Origin of the sequence: Sorangium sp. So ce590, assembly GCF_051521365.1 — a bacterium.
GTDB lineage: Bacteria > Myxococcota_A > Polyangia > Polyangiales > Polyangiaceae > Sorangium.
The window spans coordinates 10,869,650-10,889,047 of record NZ_CP150346.1 but is presented as its reverse complement, the minus strand read 5'-3'; the positions used below and the strand labels follow the sequence as shown (position 1 = coordinate 10,889,047).

Genomic DNA, 19,398 nt, shown 5'->3' with positions numbered 1-19,398 from the left:
GGCGACCGTGTGTGATAGCGATCGTCGTATGGATGCCGAGGACGAGGACGCGCCGCCGTCGGTCACCTCCGCCAGGATCCAGGTACGCCGCGACGAGCGCCTGGATCTCGTCATCGAGTACCTGGCCTTCGTGGCGAAGCCGATGCCGCTGTCGCTCCTCCTCGACGAGGCGCCGCAGCGGATCGCCGCGATCCTCGGCGCCGACGTGGCGTCGCTGTACCTCCTCGAGGGCGACGGCGACGAGCTCGTGCTGCGCGGCAACGTCGGCTTCCCGCGCGAGGCGCGCGGCACGGTGCGGCTCTCGGTCGGTCAGGGCATCACGGGCATGGCGGTCGAGTGCCTGCGCCCGATCTCGGTCGTCCAGGCGACCGAGCACGAGCGCTACCGCGCGTTCCCGGAGCTCCACGAGGAGCGGTTCCCGGTCTTCCTGGCAGCCCCCATCCTGGGCAGCGGCCGTCCGCTCGGCGCCCTGGTCGTGCAGCGGGCGGGGGATCGCGCCTTCACGGCGCGGGACGTCGAGCTCCTCATGGCCCTGACGGCGCCGATCGCGGCCGGCGCGCGCCACGCGCAGGTGCTCGACGAGCTGCGCGAGCGGCGGCGGCGCACGGGCGGGGGCACGCGCAAGGTCACGCTGCCGGGGTTGCCCGTCCTCCCGGGTCGCGCGCTCGGGGCGATCGCGGCCCTGCGGCGGCCGGCCAGCTCGTCGCTCGGCCCGCAGCGGGGCCGCGGCGATCCGAAGCTCCTGCGGCTCGCCTTCGACATCGCGGAGAAGGCGCTCGTCGACCTCCACGCGCGCGCGGCGGAGCGGAGGCTCGCGCAGGACGCGGCGTTCCTCTCGACCTACCTCCTGATGATCGGCGACGGCCGCCTGCGCGCGCGCGCCTTCGAGCTCGCGGCCGGCGGGCAGAGCGTCGCGCAGGCGCTCGGGACGGTCGCCCGCGAGGTGGCGCGAGCCGCCAACGGGATCGTCGGCGACCCGTTCTTGCAGGACCGCGCCCGCGACATCGAGGACCTCTGCGACGCGATCCTGATGCTGGCGACCCCGGACGCCCGGGCCGAGCTCCCGTCGAAGGCGGTCCTCGTCGGCGACCAGCTGACGGTGTTCGATCTCCTGATCTCCGCCCGGGCCAACCCGGTCGGCGTCGTGCTCAGCGACCGGTCCGGGCCGCGCTCGCTCGTGCTGCTCCAGCTGCTCGGCGTGCCGTCGATCGTGGACGTGGCGGGCGCGTTCCGCTGGGCGTCACCGGGCGACGTCGCGCTCCTCGACGCGGACCACGGCTTTCTGGTGATCAACCCGTCCCGCGCCGAGGTCGCGACCGTCCGCGCTGCGCGGCGCAAAGGGTTCTCCTCGCCCGGGCCGGAGCCGGACGACGACGGAGAGGACGAGCCGGCGAGCTGAGCACCGGCCAGGGCCGGTGCTCGCGGCTCAGCTGCTGGGCTGCGCGGCGGCGGCCGGATTGGCCGGCGCCGTTTCCTGGGCGCTCTGCAGCGCCTTCTTGGCGCGCCAGTTCGCCAGGCGCTTCGTGTCGCGTCGCTTCTTCTTGGCTCTCACTGCGGGCTTTTGCGGCATGGCCGGGGATATAGCCGCTCGAGCCCCTCGAGGGAACCCCGGACCTCGCGCCGCCGCCCCCCGCGAGGCCGCCGGGCGTTGACGCCTCGCTGCGCCCGCCCCATGACCGCTGCTCCAATGAACGTCCGTCTCGTGCATGAGTTCCGCTTCGAGGCCGCCCACCGCCTTCCCAAGGTGCCGCAGGGGCACAAGTGCGCGCGCCTCCACGGTCACAGCTTCAAGGTCGAGGTCGCGATCCGCGGCCCCGTGAACGAGGAGACGGGGTGGTTCATCGACTACAGCCACCTCTACGAGGCCTGGGCTCCCCTCCACGACCTGCTCGATCACCATTACCTGAACGATGTCCCCGGGCTGGAGAACCCGACGAGCGAGGTGCTCGCCCGGTGGATCTGGAGCCGCCTCGCGCCGTCGCTGCCGTCCTTGAACCGGGTCACCATCTTCGAGACCTGCGACGCGCGCTGCGAGTACGAGGGCGACTAGGTCGATGAAGACGCTCGTCTGCCGCTGCGAGGACGTCACCCTGCACGAGCTCGAGGCCGCGATGGAGCGCGGCTACAAGGACATCGAGTCCGTCAAGCGCTACACGGGCTTCGGCACCGGCTGGTGCCAGGGCAAGTGGTGCCTCGCGCTCTGCGCGCGGCTCATCGAGGAGCGCGGGGGCGACGTCCAGAAGCCGATCACGCCGCGGCCCCCGTACCACCCGGTCTCGCTCGCGGCGCTCGCCGGGCTCGACGAGCTCGGCCTCCGCGGCGGCGGGCACGACCGCTAGCGCCGGCCGCGCCTCGATCGCCCGGCCCGGCGCTCGGGGTCGATCGTCAGCCGAGCGGCCGCCGCGCGCTCGCGCACCCGACGTTCACGGTCAGCTCGAACACGCCCTCGGACCAGTACTTCGAGACCGCGTGGTGCAGGTACTTGAGCATCGAGTCGATGATCTGCGGCTCGAGATCGAGCATCGCCGTCGCCTCGGGGATCACCATCAGTCTCGAGATGGGGTCCTCGAGGAACTCGCGTCCGCTGTCGAACGACACCGCGATGAGCTGGACGTCGACCTCGACCTCGTCGAACCCCGCGCCCTCGATCTCCTCGGCGATGGTCTCGAGGGTCGGACGGCTGGCGGAGGCGGCGTCGACCGCCGCGCCGAGCTCCGAGAGGTCCTGCTTGAGCGCGCACTCCCGCGCGATGTCGGCCACCTCCGGGAACGAGCCGCGCAGCGGCAGCGCGATGAGCGCCTGGCCGCCGGGGACCAGGACCCGGTGCAGCTCGGCGAGGAGCTGCGCCCGCTCATCCGGGCGGCAGACCGGGTGCAGCGTGAACGCGTGGCTGAAGCTCGCGTCCGGCAGCGGCGTCGGCAGGGCGTCGGCGAGCACGTAGCTCGCGTTCATCCCGGAGAACAGCGCCGCCTTGGCGCGCGCGAGATCGAGCGCGGCGGCGGACCCGTCCACGCCCACCAGGGTCGCGCCGGGCAGCTTGTCGGCCACGATCGCGTCGGGGAAGCCGCTCCGGCAGCCGAGGTGGACGATGCGCGCCGCCTCGGAGGGCAGCAGCATGTCGACCGCCAGCGAGGCGAAGAACGAGATGTAGCGCGGGACGACCGCGTGCTCGAACAACACGGCGTCCGCCGCGCTCAGCGGCGGGCCGATCATCAGGCGACCCCGTCCTCTTCCTCCTCGTCGTAGGGCGCGAGCAGACCGAGCGCCTCTTCGGCGAGCTCACCGATCGTGACCTCCGACGTCGCGTCTTCGCCGCCGTCGTCCGCCAGCTCGACCGTGCGCATGTCGCCGAGCAGCGGCTGGATCAGCGGCGCGTGCGCCGGGTCGCCGATCTCGACAAGGGTCTCGATCGCCGCCGCCACCGCGTCCGGATCCTTGTGGCCAAGGAACTGGCCGAGCAGCTTCGGCACGCCCGGCTCCGGCACCTCGGCGATGAGGTACGGCAGCTCCGGCAGCGCGGACGACCCGAGCGGCAGTCGCTTGAGCGCCCGCTCGATCGCCTGCGCGACCTCCTTGAACCGGTCGTAGGCGAGCAGCTCGATCTCCTCGCCCGCCGCCTGCCGCGCCTCGGGGTGCTCCGCGGCGAGCACGTCGATGAGGGCGTCGAGCGCGCGCGGGCCCTCGTGCTCGCCGAGCAGCGACGCGATGCGCACCAGCCGGAGCGCCGCCTCGTCCTCATCGTTCTCGCGCGTCGCGCTCGCGATCGCTGCGGTGAGGACGTCCAGCAACGCATCGCCGGGCATGGCGGCCAGATCGTCGTGGAGCCGGCGAGCCGTGCGCTCCGCGTCGAACAGCTTGTTCAGGGTCGTCTCGATAGCTTGGCGATTTTGCACGAAGAGGAGCTATCAACAGCGCGCCGCCTCCGCAAGCTGGCAGGCAGCAAGGGCCTGTTCCCCGCGGATTCCCGTCCACGGCGGGGCACGGCCACGCCGGCCCGGCGGCGCCGTATCGCGCTCGCCAGCCGCGCGCGATACGGTAGACCGTTCGAGGCATGCGCGCGTCCGGCTCACCGCAAGCCCGCCCGACGAGGGCGGCGGTCTCCCCTTCCCCGCTCGTGCGCGGCGCGGCCGCGTCCGCCCTCGTCCTTGCGCTCGGCGGTCTCGACGACCCCGCGCCGCCGCCGCCCGCGATCGTCCCTCCGGCGGCCGCAGCCCGCGGCGCGGCGGGCGCGGCGGCGCTCTGCGGCCCCCGCACCGTGCCGGAGGGCGCCGCGTGCATCCCGCTGCCCGCGCCGGGCGCGCCGCTCCCCGAAGGCGGCGCGGCGGCGCTCTCCGGCCCGGCCGGGGCGCGTCCCGCCGGGGCAGGCGCGCGCGGCCAGGCCTACGAGCACATCCCCCGCCGCCCCGAGCGTCCGGCGAGCGCGGCCGCGTATGCGTTCCCGATCGGCGCGCCGGATCAGCCGCCCGGGTTCCTCCTCGTCGAGGGCGCTCCAGCCCAGGCGGGCGCGCCGCCTCCAGCGGGCCCCGTGGCCGCAATCGGCGCCGCGCGGCCCGAGCCGCCGTCCTGGGCCGGCGGGGTCGAGATCGCGGCGGCGCGGGGCGAGCGGGTGGCGGCGCTGAGGCTCGAGGGCCAGGAGGGGAAGGCCGAGGTCGTCTTCGTCGGCGAGCTGTCCGGGATCACGGTCGCCACGGCGCACGACGTGCGCGAGGCGCGCGACGTGGATCGCGTGCGCAGGGTCGTCGTGCTCCACGGCCACCTCGATCGCCCTGGCCCCGGCGTCGTGGCGGGCGCGCGCCTCGACGCGGGGGACGTGGTCGGGTACGCCGGCGAAACCGGCAGCCTGGGCCTCGTCCGGCTGCACCTCGAGGCGCGGCAGCTCCGCGAGGGCGCGCGCCTCTCGGATCTCGACCCGAAGCGCATCACCGACGCCGCGGTGACGGTGCCGTGCGACCTGCGCAACGTGCTGCCGCTGCGTCAGGGCGCGAGCTTGTAGCCGAAGCCGTAGACCGTGAGGATGTGCTCCGGCTTGTCGGGCGAGCGCTCGACCTTCTTGCGCAGCTTGACGATGAAGTTGTCGACCGTGCGGTTCGACGGCCCGGCCTCGATCCCCCAGATCTTCTGGAGGATCTCCTCGCGCGAGACCGGCTGGCCCAGGCGCTCGTGCAGGAGGCGCAGGAGCTCGACCTCGTAGAACGACAGCTGATCCGACCGCGAGCCACGCGAGACCGTGTGGGCGGTCATGTTGACCTGCACGTTGCCGATGGTGAACACCTCGACCGGCGCCTCGGCCGGCCGGGCGGCGCGGCGGAAGAGGGCGCGCAGCCGCGCGATGAGCTCGCCCACGCTGAACGGCTTGGTCACGTAGTCGTCGGCGCCCGCGTCGAGGCCGCGGATCTTGTCGATCTCCTGGCCGCGGGCCGTCAGCATGATGATCGGCACGAACGCGTCCCAGCGGCGCAGGTCCTCGCAGACCTTGAAGCCGTTGGTGTCGGGGAGCATGAGGTCGAGGAGGATCGCGTCCGGCTTCTCCTGCCGCGCGAGCTGCACGCCGTCCTTCCCCTTCGAGGCCGATGCCACCGAGAAGCCCTCGAACTCGAGGGCATCCGTCAGCCCCAGCACGATGTGAGGCTCGTCCTCGATGATCAGGATCTTCTTGCGTGCCGCCACGACGGAGTGCGGTCTTAGCACAAACCCGACGGGCCCCGCGAGCGCCCTGCCGGCCGGCTCGACGGAGCCCCTCCGGGGCCACAAAAGGCGGCGCGGGGCGCGATCTCGCGATCGGCCCCGCGCGCCGGGTCAGTCAGCCGTCAGCCTACTCGCCGGAGCAGGTGATGAACAGCGTGGCCCCCGTCTGGGCGTCGCCCTCGTTCGTGAACCGGATCTTGCGCTGCTCGGTCGACGGGCAGTCGGCGACGATGGTCGGCTCGCCGAGCCGGATCGACGGGTCGACGTAGCACCACCCGTGCACCGCCTGACCGCCGGACTCGACGTTCTCGTTGGGGTTGGTCCTGCACTCGACGGCCGGCTCGCCCTCGTTCACACCCTCGAGCTGCTGGATCTCGCACACGCAGTCCCAGCCGGAGACCTTCGCGATGTCGAGGGAGAGCACCTCGTCCTTCGCGGCCTCGCGCTCCGAACCCGGGGGCACCTCGGCGCGCCCCAGCGGCTTGTCGCAGGTGCACTGGCCCTGCGAGTTGCGCGCCTCGAGGATCAGGCAGGGGACCTGCTTTTTAGCGTCGGGGGTCAAGGTGCGCGGGAGGCACTGGCCGCCGAGCACGGTCTTCAGGCGATCGATGATGGCGCCGATCGCCGGCCGGTAGCCGTAGTCGGCCCCCCTGTCGTTGTCGAGCTGGGCCGGGCATACCGAGCCGACGATGCCCTGGGGCCCGAGCTCCCGGATGAGCTGCAGCTCGCGGAGGCCCGGGTAGGCCTTCGCCTTGATCTGCGTCGTCGTCCTGGGCGCCGTGTCCTCCTGACTGTTCGTGCCCTCCGGCTGGCACAGCGGGTTGTCGTTCGGCACCTCGCCCGCCCTGCAGTCGCAGCTCTGGCTGCTCCCCTCGCAGGATTTCGACTGGGGGAGATCGAAGATGCACGCGTACTGGAGATCGCCGCTCTTCGGCGGGATCGTGTACTCCCGGCCGTTGATGCCGTTCCAGCCCGGCTGCTCCGGCGTGACGATCGCGTCGCCGGTGATCGGGTTCATGCCCGAGCGCGGCGCCATCGACTCGACCATGAAGGGATCCTTCGGCGGCTGGTGGTTCGCGGGGTCGCCGAGGATGAGCTCCCAGGTGCTGCTGAACGCGTTGTCGAGCAGCGGGGCGCCGAGCTCGGTCGCGTTCTTGAACCCGCCGACCGGCTCGTTGTTCTCGTTGAGGCCGGCCAGGAGGTCCGGCTCGCCCCGCTCGTTCTGGCGCGCGATGTCCTGCCACGGCACACCGACGATGCCGGCGAAGAAGACGAGCCCGGGATCGCGGACGGAGGAGTCGGTGTCGGTCGGATCGAGATCGCTGAAGATCGGGTTCGGGACGAGATCGCCCTGGCGGTTCTTGACGCGGGCCTCGGTGAAGCCGCGCCGGTAGCGATCGATCGGCTGGAGGAAGTCGAAGCCGAACCGGCGCTTCTGGTCCCAGCAGCGGGAGTTGACCGGATCCTCCTCCTTGCTCAGCAAGGCGGGGTAGCCGTCCGTGCCCGTGCATGCCGGGTCGACCGGGCAGCCTTCCTGTTTCTGGCTACACGACCTGCAGCACGGGTCGTTCGGCTTTTCGGCGCACTCGGAGCGCGGCCGCCACATGCGCCCATTGGTCTCGGCGACGAGGTAGTTGCGGCTCTCCGCGCGGATCGAGCAGTCGTTCTCGTCGCTGAGCATGATGATGGCGAGGAGGGAGCTCGGCCGGAGAAACCGGCTGCGTTGCTCGATGACGACCGGATCCGTGCCCACCAGCACGATGTTCTTGCTCTCTTCCTGGATCTCGATCCTCTCGTACGGCTCCGGGTCGACGAGGAATCGGTACACGCTCTCGAGCTGCGCCTCGAAGCCGCAGCCGGACTGCCCCGTGCCCTTGACCATCGCCCTGAGCTGCTCGACGAGCGACGTGTTGTTGAGGTCGGCGTTCGTGTCGCCCAGGATGTCCGCCTCGCCGTCGTCCGGGTCGGGCACGTTCGGCTCTCCACCCTTGCCGCGCTTCTGATCGGGGTCCCAGGCCAGGAAGCCATGGTCAAGGTAGGTCGGGAGGTTGTTCGTGGTGTCGTCCTCGCTCTCGCGCGCGAGGAGGTGCCCCATGTCCACGTTCGAGATGCTCAACGACTTCGGGCAAGCGGCCGAGCCGTAGCCGCCGAGGCTCGAGCTGATGATGCCGATGTGGATGTCCTTGACCGGCTCGAACTCGCGCATGAAGTCCGGATCGCAGTCGTCGTTCGGCGACGAGACCGTCCTGGAAGGCTCCGTGCCGTTCTTGTGGATGCAGCGCGGGTTGACGAGACCCTGCACGAGGTCGGGGATCGCGGTGGCGAGGATGTCCTGCTTGTCGGCCATCGAGCCCGAGTTGTCGATGGCCAGGAGGAGGTCGATCTTGTCGACCGAGCTCTGGGTCAGCCGCTCGACGATCGTCGACGTCGTGCGGGGCTCGTTCGTGGCGATGGGGCGGTTCAGACATCCGAAGGCGCTGCCTGTGCCCGCTACCAGGAGGCCCGCCATGGCGAGCCTCGCCGCGCCCCTCCACGGGCGCCTCCTCTCACGCTCAATCCGCGTCATCATTGGACTTTCCTTTCGACCACCGATCCAGTTGCGCGGCGGTCAAGCCACTGAAAGGGCCCGTCGTCCACGGGCCCACGACCGACTTCCGCAGGCGATCCGCGGCTCGACGGGAGCTCGATGCTAAGGACCCGACCGGAACGCTGTCAATTCGACCTGCCGGCCCGCTCGGACCCGCCGGAGGGCGTCGTAGCAAACGAGATGCCGCCGCCGCGCTTCGAGGATCTCCATCTCCGCGCTGGGCTGCGCCGTCAACTTGATTGCGCGGTGCCAACGCAGTAGGCTACATCCTACCTTTCCACACCTTCTTCCTTGCTCAACCTGGGTCGGTCGGCCGGGAAACGATCGGCTGGCGGCGCCGTGATTGCCTCGGCCGCGCAACCCCGGTCGGCCGCCTCCGCCTCAACCCCGGTCGCCTCAACCTCGGTCGAAGGGAGCGCGCTGGCCTGATCGCGTCCCCCCGCGCCGGCCGGGGTTTGCCGCTTCCCAGCAGGGCCGAGTTGTGGTCAGTGCCCGAGCATGTTGCGCGTCGCTGTCGCCATGGTCCCGGAGGTACGGCAGCTCCTTGCCGAGGATCCGGCGCAGCTCGCCGACCTCCTGGACGAGATCCACGACGAGGACCTCGCCGATCTCATCGGCCTGCTGGACGACGCCGAGGCGGCGACGGTCCTGAAGGCGCTCAAGGCCGAGGACGCCGCGCCCATCTTCGAGCGCCTCGACGGCGAGACCCAGGAGGCCCTGGTCGAGCAGATGGGCGTCGAGAGCATCGCGCCCATCGTCTCCGAGATGGCGGCCGACGACCGCACCGATCTCATCGAGGCCCTGCCGGACCAGGTCAGCGGCACGCTGCTCTCGACGCTGGAGAAGGTCGACCCCGAGGCCGCCGCCGAGGTCGAGGAGCTCGCCAAATGGCCCGAGGACAGCGCCGGCGGCCTCATGACCACCGATTACGTGTCGGTGGGCATCCACCTCACGGTCGCCGACGTGATCGAGCGGATCCGCGCCGTCGGCGAGGACGCCGAGACCATCTATTACGTGTACATCGTCTCGGATCGGGGGCACCTCATCGGCGTCGTCTCGCTGCGCGATCTGCTGCTCGCCTCGCCCTCCGAGAAGCTCGCGAACGTCATGACCGAGAACGTCTTCGCCGTCAGCCCCGAGACCGACCAGGAAGAGGTCGCGCGGACCATGGCGAAGTACGACTTCAACGCGCTGCCGGTGCTCTCCGCGGACCGGAAGCTGCTCGGCGTCATCACCGTCGACGACGTGATGGATGTCCTCACGGAGGAGCAGTCCGAGGACATGCAGCGGCTCGGCGCGGTGGGTCCCATCGACGAGAGCTACTTCAAGACGAGCTTCTGGACGTTCATCCAGAAGCGCGCCCCCTGGCTCGCCGTGCTGTTCGTCGGCGAGTTCATGACCGGCGAGGTGCTCCGGCGTTACGAGGACGACCTCAAGGCCGTCGCGACGCTCGCTTACTACGTGCCGCTGCTCATCTCGACGGGCGGCAACTCCGGCTCGCAGTCGTCGTCGCTCATCATCCGCGGCCTCGCCGTCGGCGATGTGCGCGTCGGCGACTGGTCGAGCGTGCTCGTCCGCGAGCTCGGGCAGGCGGTCGTGCTTGGCCTTATGCTCTCCGTCATCGGCATGCTCCGCGTCTGGCTCTGGGGCGACGGCACCGGCTTCGTCCTGACGATCGGCGCGACGCTGATGGCGATCGTCCTCATGGGCTGCACGGTGGGCGCGATGCTCCCGCTCCTGCTCCGGCGTATCGGCCTCGATCCGGCGACCAGCTCCACGCCGTTCATCGCGAGCCTCGTGGACGTCCTCGGGATCCTCCTCTACTTCACGATCGCCCGCTTCTTTCTGGCCGATCTCCTCGTGCAGAGCGGGGCGGGCGGGTGAGCGGCCCCGGGCACCTCGCCGTCCGGACCGAGGCGGCGCCGGCTCCCCCGCGCGGGCGCGCCGCGTGCATCGCCCGTGCATCTGCGCGCGCCGCGAGCCCTTGACGCGTCGGCGCCCATGGGGGAGTGAAACAGGCGACTTTCGTTCAGCGCAACGTGCGCTGAACCGCTCCTACGGAAGGAGTCAAGATGGCCGAAGGCTTGAATCGTGTGATGCTGCTCGGCAACCTGGGCGCCGACCCCGAGCTCCGGTTCACCCAGGGAGGGCAGGCCGTCTTGAACCTGCGGCTCGCGACGACCGAATCGTACCTGGACCGCGACAAGGTCCGGAAAGAACGGACGGACTGGCACAATGTCGTGATCTGGGGCAAGCGCGCCGAGGCCTTGGGCAAGATCCTCAGCAAAGGCTCCTCGATCTTCATCGAGGGCTCGCTCCGCACGTCGAGCTACGACGACCGGGATGGCAACAAGCGCTACAAGACCGAGGTGGTCGCGAACAACGTCCTGCTGACGGGCGGGGGTCGCGGTCGCGGCGTCGCCAACGACGACGCGGGCGGGTTCGGCGCTGACCCCGGCGGCGGCTACTCCGGCGGCGGCGGCGCCGGCTACAGCGGTGGCGGCGGCGGCTACACCGGCGGCGGTGGCGGCGGTCGCCCGGCCGGCGGCGGCTACAACCGCGGCGGCGGTGGCGGTGGCGGCGGCGGCGGTCGCCCGGCACCTGCGGCGCCGGATGCCGGCCCTCCTCCGGACGACTTCGGCGGCGGCGGTTACGGCGGCGGCAACGACGACGACATCCCGTTCTGATCCCCGTAACTCCAGGTAAATCCAGCAAAATTCCCGCTGCGCAGAGCGGCGCCCGCCCGCACAGGAGACGGGCCCAGATCGGCGTCTTCGGCGCACAGGCGCACTCCAGTGCGCCGAGCACCGAAGACGTCGAGGTGGGCCCGTATCCGAAGCGGGCGAGCGCCGCTCAAGGGCGGGGGTGAGGGCGGCGCGCCAGCACGACGGCCACGCCTGCCGCCGCGAGCACCCCGAGCGCCGCGATCGCGGTAAGCGGCTCCTCCGCGGCGAAGAAGATCGCCCGCACGAGCACCCCCGGCTCCGGCGGCGCCGTGAACGCGCCCTCGATCTCCGTCGCGCCGAGCAGCGCGCCGCACCGGGCGCCCGCGCCCTGCGCCGGCTCCTCCAGACAGACCACGCTGCAGAGCGCCGCGTCGTGCTCGCTCCCGGCAAAGCCGAGCACGTGCCGCCCGCGGATCGCCACCGCGCGCTCGCCCGCCCTCCCCGCCGCCTCGAACGGCTGCTCGAACCGCTGTGAATGCGCGCGGATCGGCCCCGCTTCCCACCGCTCGATCGCCACCCCGAGGCCGCCGCGCACGAGCCCCGACGCCCGATCGAGCACCAGCTCCTCCAGGCCGGTCACCCACTGCCGCGACGGGGCCGTCGCGCAGACCGCGCGCAGCGAGAGGCCGTCCGCCTCGACGCCCCGCCGGAGCGTCACCTTCGCCCCCGCGATCGCCGAGACGTCGATCGCGGGCAGCACCGCATGCGGCGCATCGCGCGCCCCGGCAGGCAACGAGAGGCGCAGCGCGAGGCCCGGCGCCACGCCGTGAAGCTCAGGCGCGCTCGAGCTCATCCATCAACGCGAGCACCTCGGTGCGGATCTCGACGAGCGCCGTGCGCATCCGCTGCACCTCCTCATGGCTCGCGCCCGCGTCGGGGGGCGGCGGCTCGATGCCGCCCTCGCGCAGCTTGCGACGCGCCCCCGCGATCGTGAAGCGGTGCGAATAGAGGAGCTCCTTGACCTTGAGGAGCGTCTCGACGTCGCGCCGGCTGTAGACCCGCTGCCCCTTCGCCGACTTCTGCGGGCGGACGGAGCGGAACTCCGTCTCCCAATACCGGAGCACGTGCGGCTCGACCCCCACGATGCCGGCCACCTCGCCGATCCGATAGTACAGCTTCGCCGGAAGCTGCTGGCGCACCGCCAAGCGGTCTACTCCTCGGCGGCCGAGGCCGTCTCGCGCGGGTTGAGGGCCTGCTTCAAGATCTGGCTCGCCTTGAAGTTCAGGACCCGTCGCTCCGTGATCAGGATCGGGTCGCCGGTCTGGGGATTGCGGCCCTGCCGCTGGCGCTTGTCGCGCAGCACGAAGTTGCCGAATCCAGAGATCTTGATCTTCTCCCCGCGCCCCAGGGTTTCCTTCATGGTCTCGAACACGAGATCCACCAGATCGGCAGACTCCTTCTTCGAGAACCCCCCGAGGCGGGAGTAGACCGCCTGAACGATTTCGGCTTTCGTCATGAGACCCCCATCGCCCTTGCAGAAGGGGGGGACACGCCGCAACCCCTGAAGACCGTTCAGGAAGCCGCGTGCGGTCCCCCGACCGGCTTGGGGGCAGGATGCCAGCCTGCGTCGGGGAGGTCTAGGGGGTTACGCAGGCTTCGCCCGATGAGCGTCGGGCCCGCTTCGTGCAGTCCTCCAGCGGGCGCGGTGCCCGGAGCCAGCCCTCCGGGGGCTCGGAGCCAGCGCCTCCGGGGGCTCGGAGCCCAGCCCGCCACGACGAGACAAGCGCCTCGCGCCGGCCCGCCTCGGGGCCGCGGCCGGAAACCCGGCAGGATTCCGGCGCGGCCGCGGGGCATGGGCTCGCGGCGGCGAACCGCTCAGGCGGCGAGGTCGCCGAGAGGCCGCTCCTTCGTCGCCTGCCTGGACCAGGCGCCGACCACGGCCGCATCGCCCGGCCGCGCGTCGTTCCAGGCGGCGACCGGCGCGCCCGACGCCGCGTCGCGGCGGCGCGCGAACTGCTCCTGGGCGACCATGGCCGCGACGTAGAAATAGCCGACGGCGAAGAGCACCGCGAACGGCGTGGCGAAGTAGTGCCCCGTCTGGACGGACGCAACCACCGCGCCGCAGGACAGCACGGCGAGCACCGCCTCGGTCAGCGGCAGGTCCGTGCGCACCCTGTACCGGCCCTTGTTGTCGCCCTGCTTCGGGGTCCGCACGAACTCGCCCGACATGCTGCGGATCCCCTCGATCACGGCCTTCGACAGGTGCGGCGCGAGCCCCGTCCCGAGCGCGATGAGCATCGGCAGGCGCACGACCGCGCCCCAGCGCGAGCGGCCCTGCGCCGTCTCGGCCAGCATGTAGAACGCCGCGAGCGATCCAGTCGTCGCCGTGCAGAGCGGCAGGTCGATGGCGACCATCGTCAGCGTGTCGGCGGCGGGGAACAGGACGAGCGCCGGCAGGAGGAGGATGCTCAGCAGGACCAGGAGCGGGTAGGCGAAGTGCGGCGTGAGGTGGAAGAACGCCTCGAGCCGCTGCCCCCGCGAGAGCTTCGCGCCGAGCACCCTCGCCATCAGCTTGCGCGCGGTCTGCACCGTCCCCTTCGCCCAGCGGTACTGCTGCGCGCGCAGCGCCGAGATGTCCTCGGGGAGCTCCGCCGGCGAGACGACATCCTCGCGGTAGATGAAGCGGTAGCCCGCGAGCTGCGCCCGGTACGACAGGTCGAGGTCCTCGGTCAGCGTGTCGTGCTGCCAGCCGCCCGCCTCGCGGATGGCGTCCTTGCGCCACATCCCGCCGGTGCCGGAGAAGTTGAACAGGAGGCCGGCGCCGAAGCGCGCGCGGTTCTCGACGAGGTGGTGGCCGTCGAGCATGAGCGCCTGCACCTGCGTGAGGATCGAGACGTCGCGGTTCAGGTGCCCCCACCGCGTCTGGACCATGCCGACCGTCGGATCCTCGAAGTGGCCGACGATCGACCGGACGAAGCCCGGCTGCGGGATGAAGTCGGCGTCGAAGATCGCGACGAGCTCGCCCTTCGCGACCTTGAGGCCCTCGTCGAGGGCCCCCGCCTTGTAGCCGACGCGATCCGTGCGGTGCAGGTACACCGCGTCGATGCCCTGCGCGCGGAGCCGCTCGACGTGCGCGCGCACGAGGCCCTGCGTCTCGTCCGTCGAGTCGTCGAGCACCTGGATCTCGAGCTTGTCGCGCGGGTAATCCATCCTCGCGACCGCATCGAGCAGCCGCGCCGCGACCGTCGACTCGTTGAAGAGCGGGAGCTGGATCGTCACCGGCGGGAGATCGCGATCCGTCAGGGCCGCGACCTCCTGCGCGCGCACGATCTTCTCGCGGTTGAAGCGACAGAGGACCACGAGGTGCAGTCGGTGCAGGCCGTAGGCGCTGAGACCGAGCAGCACGCCGAAGTAGAGCACACAGAGCAACATCGAGAGCATCGGGAGCACCTACCGCCAGGGTTGCCGGGCAGCCGTGGGATCGGGCGAGTTTGCCGGTCCCCACTCCTGCAGATGCCGGCGGGTAACGAACGCGTACCATCCGCCGAATCCGAAGTTGTCATGCACTTGTAATTCCTTGCAACTCTCTGTCGCGAGACGCGAAAAGTTGACTTGAGGCCGAGTCGTTCCCCCTGGAAAATGACAATCACCGACAATCCCGCTTCGCCCGGGCGCGCGGCGCTGGCCGCAGGTTCGCTGTACGAACGCGCGTGCGCGAGCGACGCACCAGGTACGGTGATCCCCCGATACCGCTGCTCCAGGTAAGGTGTTTTTCGTAAGGGCTGCCCGAGGCCTTGTTCAATAAGTACGGCGCTCACCTGATGGGCAGATTCACAGTGCTGTGGGGGTTTTGAGGCCTGTCCAGGAGCGGCGCCGCCGGGGGTCCGGGGTCATCTGCGCCTGGCGCCCGCGGGAGCCCGGGGCTATCGGTTGCCGATGAGCCGCGCGTTGCTTAATGAACTGAAGGCCCGCCAGATCGCGTTCCTCGAGGCGCGGCTCGTCTCGGAGGCCGCCGCGCGGGACTTCCGCGAGCGCCTGCCCGCCGGCTTCGCGGCGCTGCTCGCGACGCCGCTCGGCGAGCTCATCGAGGCGGGGGCGGTCGCGCGGGCGCTCGACGCGCTGGCGGCGGAGGAGTCGCTCCGGCGGGCGGTCCGGCCCGCGGCCGCCGCGGCGCTCGCGGCGCTGGTCGCGGCGGCGCGCGCCGAGCGGCGGCGCGCGAAGGAGCTGATGCCGGAGGGGGCGCGCGACAAGCTCGATCGCATCCTGGAGCAGCCGAAGATCGTCCCCGAGCGGCTCGTGCGCGAGGTGCTCGAGAGCGCGGCGCTCGACGCGGTGATGCGCGATGTGCTGTACGACACGCTGAAGGAGTTCTCCGAGAAGGTGAACCCGTTCTTCGCCGAGTGGGGCCTGCCGGCGCTGCTCAAGCGGATCTCCCCCTTCGGCCTCGGCGGGGTCGGCAAGACGATGGGCACCCTGCGGGGCGACTTCGAGCGGCGGCTCGAGCCCGAGATCCGCCGCTTCTTGCAGGGGTTCTCGCGCACGGCGATGCGCCAGGTGCACGACATCGTCGTCGCCAGGGGCGACACGCCCGAGTTCATCGGCCTGCGCAGGCACGTCGCGACGTGGGTGCTGGAGCAGGAGATCTGCGCGCTCATCGGTCAGCTCGACGCGACGAGCTCGGCGCTCGCCGAGGAGCTCGGGGCCGACGTCGCCGCGCAGGTGCTCCGGGACCGGCCGATCCGGACGCGGACCAGCGAGGCGATCGCGGCGTTCGTCGCCGCGCACGCGCGCGAGCCGCTCGGCGAGGCGCTGGGGCGCCTCGGGATCGCGCCCGCGCTCGACTTCGACGCGCTCGCGGCCGCGCTCTGGCCGCTCGTGCGGAGCCTGTGCGCGACCGGACCGGTGCGCGCCTGGCTCGCGTCCGTGGTGGAGGAGTTCTTCGACGGGCTGCCGGACGGCATCGAGCCGCCCGCCTGAAGCGCGCCGAGACGAGGCGCGCAGCCCGCCCCGGCCCGCGCCGAGCGCGGGCCCATGCGGCGAGCGGCCGCTCAGCCCATGGCCGACGCGTCCGCCACCGCCGACTCGATGTAGGCGAGGCCGCGCGACGGGCACGCGGGCACCGTGGGCGCGAACGCCTCCATGTCCAGGATCAGCTCGGGGCCGACCGCGAGCGTGAGCACCACGACGGGCACGCGCGGCGACATGCGGCGGAGCGCCTCCATCTCATTGTGGAGCTCCGCCTCCTCCCGGGGCACGAGCACCATCACGTGAGGACGCCAGCGGGCAAGCACGTCACGCGCATGGCCGAGCCCGCAGCACGTCTCCACCGTGTAGTCCCGGGATGAGAGGAAGTCGACGAGCGGCAGGGAGTTGCTGGCGTCGCCGTCGATCACCAGAACTCGGGTCGTGCTCTCAATCTCCATAAGGTTCCCCCGTTGGCGGCTGGGTCTGACCGCGACCACGAAGACGAGATCGCCATCGCCGCGCCCAGAGAAACCATACTCCATCGGCGACAAAGCGCGATATCAATCGCGCTTCATCGCATCACGCGACGCGTTGATACGCGCTTGAAACATCAGCGCTTCCCCCCTGTCGTCTCCGCGACCCGCGCGCCATCCGCGCGGGTCCGGCGGGGGCTCAGCCGCCGAGATAGGCCGCGCGGATCTCTTCGTTCGCCGCGAGATCCCTGGAGTCGCCGCTCATGGCGATCTGCCCAGTACGGAGCACGTAGGCGCGCGTCGAGTACTTGAGGGCGAGTCGGGTGTTTTGCTCGACGAGGAGTACGGTAGTTCCTGACGCCGCGATCTTGGCGATCGACTCGAAGATGTCGGCGACGAGCCGCGGCGCGATGCCGAGCGAGGGCTCGTCGAGGAGCAGCATGGCCGGGCGCGCCATCATGGCGCGGCCGATCGCGAGCATCTGCTGCTCGCCGCCGGAGAGCGTGCCGCCGTGCTGGTGCATGCGCTCGCCGAGGCGGGGGAAGAGCTTCACCACGTCATCGACGGTCTCTGCCATGGTGGGGCCGTCCTTGTGGCACCACGCGCCGAGATCGAGGTTCTCGCGGACGGTGAGATTCGAGAAGATCGCCCGCCCCTCGGGGACGAGCGAGACGCCGACGGCGACGAGCTCCTCGGTCGAGATGGACGCGAGGTCCTTGCCGTCATAGCGGATGCGGCCGGAGGCGATCGGCAACAGGCGGACGATCGTCTTCAGCGTGGTCGTCTTGCCGGCGCCGTTCGCGCCGATCATCGCGACGACCTCGCCGCGCCGCACCTCGAGGCTGACGCCCTTGAGCGCCCGGATGCCGCCGTAGCTGACCGCGAGATCGTCGACGACGAGCAGGCGCTCGCCGGGCGCCACCGAGGGGGGCTGCCGCGTCGGATGCGATGTCTTCATGCGGGCTCCTCTGCCGCCGCAGCGGCCGCGGGGCGGGCCGCGGCCTCGTCTTCGACCTCCTCGCCGAGGTAGGCGGCGAGGACCTTCGGGTCCCTGCGCACGGCCTCCGGGGTGCCGTGCGAGATGGTCTCGCCGTGGTCGAGGACGTGGATCTCCTCGCACACCCCCATCACGACCTGCATGTTGTGCTCGACCAGCACGACCGTGATGTCGAAGGTGTCGCGCAGCCAGCGGATCTGCTGCTTGAGCCCCTCGGCCTCGCCGTAGTTCATGCCCGCCGCCGGCTCGTCGAGCAGGAGCACCTTCGGCTTGAGCATCATCGCCCGGGCGATCTCGAGGCGGCGCTGGTTGCCGTAGGAGAGCGACGTCGAGATCTCGTCGGCCATCTCCTCGAGCTTGAACACCGAGAGCAGCGAGAGCGCGCGCTCGGTCATCTCCCGCTCGTCCTCGTAGAAGAACGGCGAGCGGAGCAGGGCGGAGGTGAGCGTCGACCTGCGCAGGTTCTCGCAGGCGACGAGCACGTTCTCGAGCACCGTGAGCTGGCCGAACAGGCGGATGTTCTGGAACGTGCGAGCGATGCCGAGGCGCGCGATCTGGCTCGGCCTGAGCGGCGCGAGGTCGGTCCCGCCGAAGCGGATCGAGCCCTCGTCGTGCTTGTAGACGCCGGTGATCAGGTTGAACACCGTCGTCTTGCCGGCGCCGTTCGGGCCGATGAGCCCGAAGATCGAGCGATCCGGCACGGAGAACGAGACGCCGCCGACGGCCCGCAGGCCGCCGAACCGCTTGGTCACTTGCTGCAGATCGAGGCTCACTCGAACTCCCTCCCGGTCGGCTTGACCTCGTGCTCGAGGGCGGTGCCGGGCGGCTGCTCCTCCGGCGGGGCGCCCGGGTGCGCGGCGGCCGCCTCGGCGCCGATCGTGGCGGGGACGGGCTCGGCCGGCCCGACCGGAGGGCGCCTCGCGCGCGACGCGCGCCGGCCGAAGAGCTCGCGCTCGCCGAAGAGCCCCTCGGGGCGCAGGATCATCAGCCCGATGAGGATGCCCGCGTAGAGCACCATCCTCAGGGCGTTCAGATCGAGCGCGGGGTAGGCCGCCTTCAGCGCGAGGACGCTGTCGAGGCCCTGGAGCTGCTCGATGAGCTTGACCGTGAAGGTCACGAGCACGCCGCCCACGATCGACCCGGTGACGCTGCCCGAGCCGCCGAGGATCACCATCGTGATGGCGTCGAACGAGTAGCTGAACGTGAACTGGTCCGGCTGGATCGTCGGGTTGCCGTCGCGCATCGAGGCGAGCAGGCCGCCGGCGATGCCGCCGCCGGCCGCGGAGATGACGAACGAGGTGACCTTGTAGCGCGTCGGGTCGACGCCCACCGCGGCGGAGGCGATCTCGTCCTCGCGGAGCGCGCGCAACGCGCGGCCCCAGCCGGAGAACTTCAGCCGCCAGGCGATGAGGGTCGCGAGCACGACGGCGCCGAAGATCCAGAACGGGCCGCCGTACTGCGGGACGCCGGTGTCGTCGGGGCCGGCGTAGCCGATCGGGCCGCCGAGCGCCCCGAGCAGCCTGCCGACCGTCCCCTGCTCGGCGGCGCCGGTCGTCGCCGTGGCGATCGTCAGGCGGAAGATCTCGGCGAACCCGAGGGTCACGATGGCGAGGTAGTCGCCGCGCAGCCGGAGGCTCGGCAGGCCGACCACGAGGCCGAAGAGGGCCGCGACGAGCCCGGACGCGAGGAGCGCCGGGGGCATCACGAGGAACGAGTTGCCGAAGAGGGGATCGCCGCCGCCGAGCTGCTGGTGCAGGTTGCCGGAGACGATGGCCCCGGTGTACGCGCCGATGCCGACGAAGCCGGCGTGGCCAATCGAGAACTGGCCGGCCATGCCGTTGATGACGTTGAGCGAGAGCGCCGCGATGACGTTGACCATCGCGAACAGGGCGAGCTGCCGCCAGGCGGCGTCCGGCATCAGGGTCTCGAAGCCGAACTCGAGGGCGACGACGCCGCCGAGGAGCACGAGCGCCGTGATGACGCGCTTCAACGGTCGAGGCATGGCCGGGCCACAGTTGATTTGGC

20 protein-coding genes are annotated in these 19,398 nt (G+C 71.3%); 7 read left to right on the top strand and 13 right to left on the bottom strand.

Annotated features, from left to right (window positions below):
• Positions 1 to 28: 28 nt before the first annotated feature.
• Complete coding sequence (locus WMF28_RS41345) at positions 29 to 1,399, top strand: GAF domain-containing protein (RefSeq protein WP_437599241.1); 1,371 nt, start codon at positions 29 to 31, stop codon at positions 1,397 to 1,399.
• 27 nt (positions 1,400 to 1,426) lie between these two features.
• Here the strand turns inward: WMF28_RS41345 and WMF28_RS41340 are convergent, their stop codons facing one another.
• On the bottom strand, positions 1,427 to 1,570 hold the full coding sequence (locus WMF28_RS41340) for a hypothetical protein (RefSeq protein WP_437599239.1): 144 nt from the start codon (positions 1,568 to 1,570) through the stop codon (positions 1,427 to 1,429).
• Between the two features lie 117 nt (positions 1,571 to 1,687).
• Between WMF28_RS41340 and queD the strand changes: the two genes are divergently transcribed.
• Both queD and WMF28_RS41330 read left to right on the top strand, forming a co-directional pair.
• The gene (gene queD, locus WMF28_RS41335) at positions 1,688 to 2,050 is read left to right on the top strand and encodes a 6-carboxytetrahydropterin synthase QueD (RefSeq protein WP_437599237.1); all 363 of its coding nucleotides are present in this window, start codon (positions 1,688 to 1,690) and stop codon (positions 2,048 to 2,050) included.
• Positions 2,051 to 2,054: 4 nt separating this feature from the next.
• Positions 2,055 to 2,339 (top strand): (2Fe-2S)-binding protein, encoded by a 285-nt coding sequence (locus tag WMF28_RS41330; RefSeq protein WP_437599235.1) that lies wholly within the window; start codon positions 2,055 to 2,057, stop codon positions 2,337 to 2,339.
• A gap of 46 nt (positions 2,340 to 2,385) precedes the next feature.
• Here WMF28_RS41330 and WMF28_RS41325 read toward each other — a convergent pair whose 3' ends face one another.
• Both WMF28_RS41325 and WMF28_RS41320 read right to left on the bottom strand, forming a co-directional pair.
• Positions 2,386 to 3,213, bottom strand: a complete 828-nt coding sequence (locus WMF28_RS41325; protein ID WP_437599233.1) for a class I SAM-dependent methyltransferase — start codon at positions 3,211 to 3,213, stop codon at positions 2,386 to 2,388.
• Positions 3,213 to 3,893 (bottom strand): HEAT repeat domain-containing protein, encoded by a 681-nt coding sequence (locus tag WMF28_RS41320; RefSeq protein ID WP_437599231.1) that lies wholly within the window; start codon positions 3,891 to 3,893, stop codon positions 3,213 to 3,215. Before WMF28_RS41320 ends, WMF28_RS41325 begins: the two co-directional genes overlap by 1 nt.
• A gap of 158 nt (positions 3,894 to 4,051) precedes the next feature.
• Here WMF28_RS41320 and WMF28_RS41315 point away from each other — a divergent pair, with 158 nt between their 5' ends.
• Complete coding sequence (locus WMF28_RS41315; RefSeq protein WP_437599229.1) at positions 4,052 to 4,993, top strand: hypothetical protein; 942 nt, start codon at positions 4,052 to 4,054, stop codon at positions 4,991 to 4,993.
• Here the strand turns inward: WMF28_RS41315 and WMF28_RS41310 are convergent.
• A complete protein-coding gene (locus WMF28_RS41310; protein ID WP_437483500.1) occupies positions 4,975 to 5,667 on the bottom strand; it encodes a response regulator transcription factor in 693 nt (230 codons plus the stop codon). The genes WMF28_RS41315 and WMF28_RS41310 overlap by 19 nt on opposite strands.
• Before the next feature lie 145 nt (positions 5,668 to 5,812).
• The gene (locus WMF28_RS41305) at positions 5,813 to 8,194 is read right to left on the bottom strand and encodes a hypothetical protein (protein WP_437599228.1); all 2,382 of its coding nucleotides are present in this window, start codon (positions 8,192 to 8,194) and stop codon (positions 5,813 to 5,815) included.
• Between the two features lie 576 nt (positions 8,195 to 8,770).
• On the opposite strand from WMF28_RS41305, the gene mgtE reads away from it, so the two are divergent.
• Together mgtE and WMF28_RS41295 are read left to right on the top strand one after the other, a co-directional pair.
• The gene (mgtE, locus tag WMF28_RS41300) at positions 8,771 to 10,156 is read left to right on the top strand and encodes a magnesium transporter (RefSeq protein WP_437599227.1); all 1,386 of its coding nucleotides are present in this window, start codon (positions 8,771 to 8,773) and stop codon (positions 10,154 to 10,156) included.
• Positions 10,157 to 10,344: 188 nt separating this feature from the next.
• Complete coding sequence (locus WMF28_RS41295; RefSeq protein WP_437599226.1) at positions 10,345 to 10,959, top strand: single-stranded DNA-binding protein; 615 nt, start codon at positions 10,345 to 10,347, stop codon at positions 10,957 to 10,959.
• Positions 10,960 to 11,125: 166 nt separating this feature from the next.
• Here the strand turns inward: WMF28_RS41295 and WMF28_RS41290 are convergent, their stop codons facing one another.
• From WMF28_RS41290 to WMF28_RS41275, 4 genes are all read right to left on the bottom strand, one after another.
• Positions 11,126 to 11,791, bottom strand: coding sequence for a hypothetical protein (locus WMF28_RS41290; protein WP_437599225.1), 666 nt, complete (start codon positions 11,789 to 11,791; stop codon positions 11,126 to 11,128).
• Complete coding sequence (locus WMF28_RS41285; protein WP_437599224.1) at positions 11,772 to 12,137, bottom strand: MerR family transcriptional regulator; 366 nt, start codon at positions 12,135 to 12,137, stop codon at positions 11,772 to 11,774. Before WMF28_RS41285 ends, WMF28_RS41290 begins: the two co-directional genes overlap by 20 nt.
• A gap of 11 nt (positions 12,138 to 12,148) precedes the next feature.
• Positions 12,149 to 12,454, bottom strand: a complete 306-nt coding sequence (locus tag WMF28_RS41280) for an integration host factor subunit alpha (RefSeq protein WP_012241218.1) — start codon at positions 12,452 to 12,454, stop codon at positions 12,149 to 12,151.
• A gap of 359 nt (positions 12,455 to 12,813) precedes the next feature.
• A complete protein-coding gene (locus WMF28_RS41275) occupies positions 12,814 to 14,379 on the bottom strand; it encodes a glycosyltransferase family 2 protein (RefSeq protein WP_437599223.1) in 1,566 nt (521 codons plus the stop codon).
• Positions 14,380 to 14,886: 507 nt separating this feature from the next.
• On the opposite strand from WMF28_RS41275, the gene WMF28_RS41270 reads away from it, so the two are divergent.
• Positions 14,887 to 15,915, top strand: a complete 1,029-nt coding sequence (locus WMF28_RS41270) for a hypothetical protein (protein ID WP_437599221.1) — start codon at positions 14,887 to 14,889, stop codon at positions 15,913 to 15,915.
• 71 nt (positions 15,916 to 15,986) lie between these two features.
• Here the strand turns inward: WMF28_RS41270 and WMF28_RS41265 are convergent, their stop codons facing one another.
• The 4 genes from WMF28_RS41265 to WMF28_RS41250 form a co-directional block, all read right to left on the bottom strand.
• Complete coding sequence (locus tag WMF28_RS41265; RefSeq protein ID WP_437599220.1) at positions 15,987 to 16,361, bottom strand: response regulator; 375 nt, start codon at positions 16,359 to 16,361, stop codon at positions 15,987 to 15,989.
• A gap of 214 nt (positions 16,362 to 16,575) precedes the next feature.
• The gene (locus tag WMF28_RS41260) at positions 16,576 to 17,334 is read right to left on the bottom strand and encodes an ABC transporter ATP-binding protein (RefSeq protein WP_437599219.1); all 759 of its coding nucleotides are present in this window, start codon (positions 17,332 to 17,334) and stop codon (positions 16,576 to 16,578) included.
• Complete coding sequence (locus tag WMF28_RS41255) at positions 17,331 to 18,146, bottom strand: ABC transporter ATP-binding protein (protein WP_437599218.1); 816 nt, start codon at positions 18,144 to 18,146, stop codon at positions 17,331 to 17,333. Before WMF28_RS41255 ends, WMF28_RS41260 begins: the two co-directional genes overlap by 4 nt.
• Positions 18,143 to 19,375 (bottom strand): branched-chain amino acid ABC transporter permease, encoded by a 1,233-nt coding sequence (locus tag WMF28_RS41250; protein WP_437599217.1) that lies wholly within the window; start codon positions 19,373 to 19,375, stop codon positions 18,143 to 18,145. The genes WMF28_RS41255 and WMF28_RS41250 overlap by 4 nt, the downstream gene beginning before the upstream one ends.
• Positions 19,376 to 19,398: the final 23 nt, after the last annotated feature.

What these genes read in the sequence shown, in the direction of transcription:
- WMF28_RS41345 (WP_437599241.1), top strand. Translation starts at nt 29, where the DNA reads ATGGATGCCGAGGACGAGGACGCGCCGCCGTCGGTCACCTCCGCCAGG.
- WMF28_RS41340 (WP_437599239.1), bottom strand. Translation starts at nt 1,570, where the DNA reads ATGCCGCAAAAGCCCGCAGTGAGAGCCAAGAAGAAGCGACGCGACACG.
- queD (WP_437599237.1), top strand. Translation starts at nt 1,688, where the DNA reads ATGAACGTCCGTCTCGTGCATGAGTTCCGCTTCGAGGCCGCCCACCGC.
- WMF28_RS41330 (WP_437599235.1), top strand. Translation starts at nt 2,055, where the DNA reads ATGAAGACGCTCGTCTGCCGCTGCGAGGACGTCACCCTGCACGAGCTC.
- WMF28_RS41325 (WP_437599233.1), bottom strand. Translation starts at nt 3,213, where the DNA reads ATGATCGGCCCGCCGCTGAGCGCGGCGGACGCCGTGTTGTTCGAGCAC.
- WMF28_RS41315 (WP_437599229.1), top strand. Translation starts at nt 4,052, where the DNA reads ATGCGCGCGTCCGGCTCACCGCAAGCCCGCCCGACGAGGGCGGCGGTC.
- WMF28_RS41305 (WP_437599228.1), bottom strand. Translation starts at nt 8,194, where the DNA reads ATGGCGGGCCTCCTGGTAGCGGGCACAGGCAGCGCCTTCGGATGTCTG.
- mgtE (WP_437599227.1), top strand. Translation starts at nt 8,771, where the DNA reads ATGTTGCGCGTCGCTGTCGCCATGGTCCCGGAGGTACGGCAGCTCCTT.
- WMF28_RS41295 (WP_437599226.1), top strand. Translation starts at nt 10,345, where the DNA reads ATGGCCGAAGGCTTGAATCGTGTGATGCTGCTCGGCAACCTGGGCGCC.
- WMF28_RS41290 (WP_437599225.1), bottom strand. Translation starts at nt 11,791, where the DNA reads ATGAGCTCGAGCGCGCCTGAGCTTCACGGCGTGGCGCCGGGCCTCGCG.
- WMF28_RS41280 (WP_012241218.1), bottom strand. Translation starts at nt 12,454, where the DNA reads ATGACGAAAGCCGAAATCGTTCAGGCGGTCTACTCCCGCCTCGGGGGG.
- WMF28_RS41275 (WP_437599223.1), bottom strand. Translation starts at nt 14,379, where the DNA reads ATGCTCTCGATGTTGCTCTGTGTGCTCTACTTCGGCGTGCTGCTCGGT.
- WMF28_RS41265 (WP_437599220.1), bottom strand. Translation starts at nt 16,361, where the DNA reads ATGGAGATTGAGAGCACGACCCGAGTTCTGGTGATCGACGGCGACGCC.
- WMF28_RS41260 (WP_437599219.1), bottom strand. Translation starts at nt 17,334, where the DNA reads ATGAAGACATCGCATCCGACGCGGCAGCCCCCCTCGGTGGCGCCCGGC.
- WMF28_RS41250 (WP_437599217.1), bottom strand. Translation starts at nt 19,375, where the DNA reads ATGCCTCGACCGTTGAAGCGCGTCATCACGGCGCTCGTGCTCCTCGGC.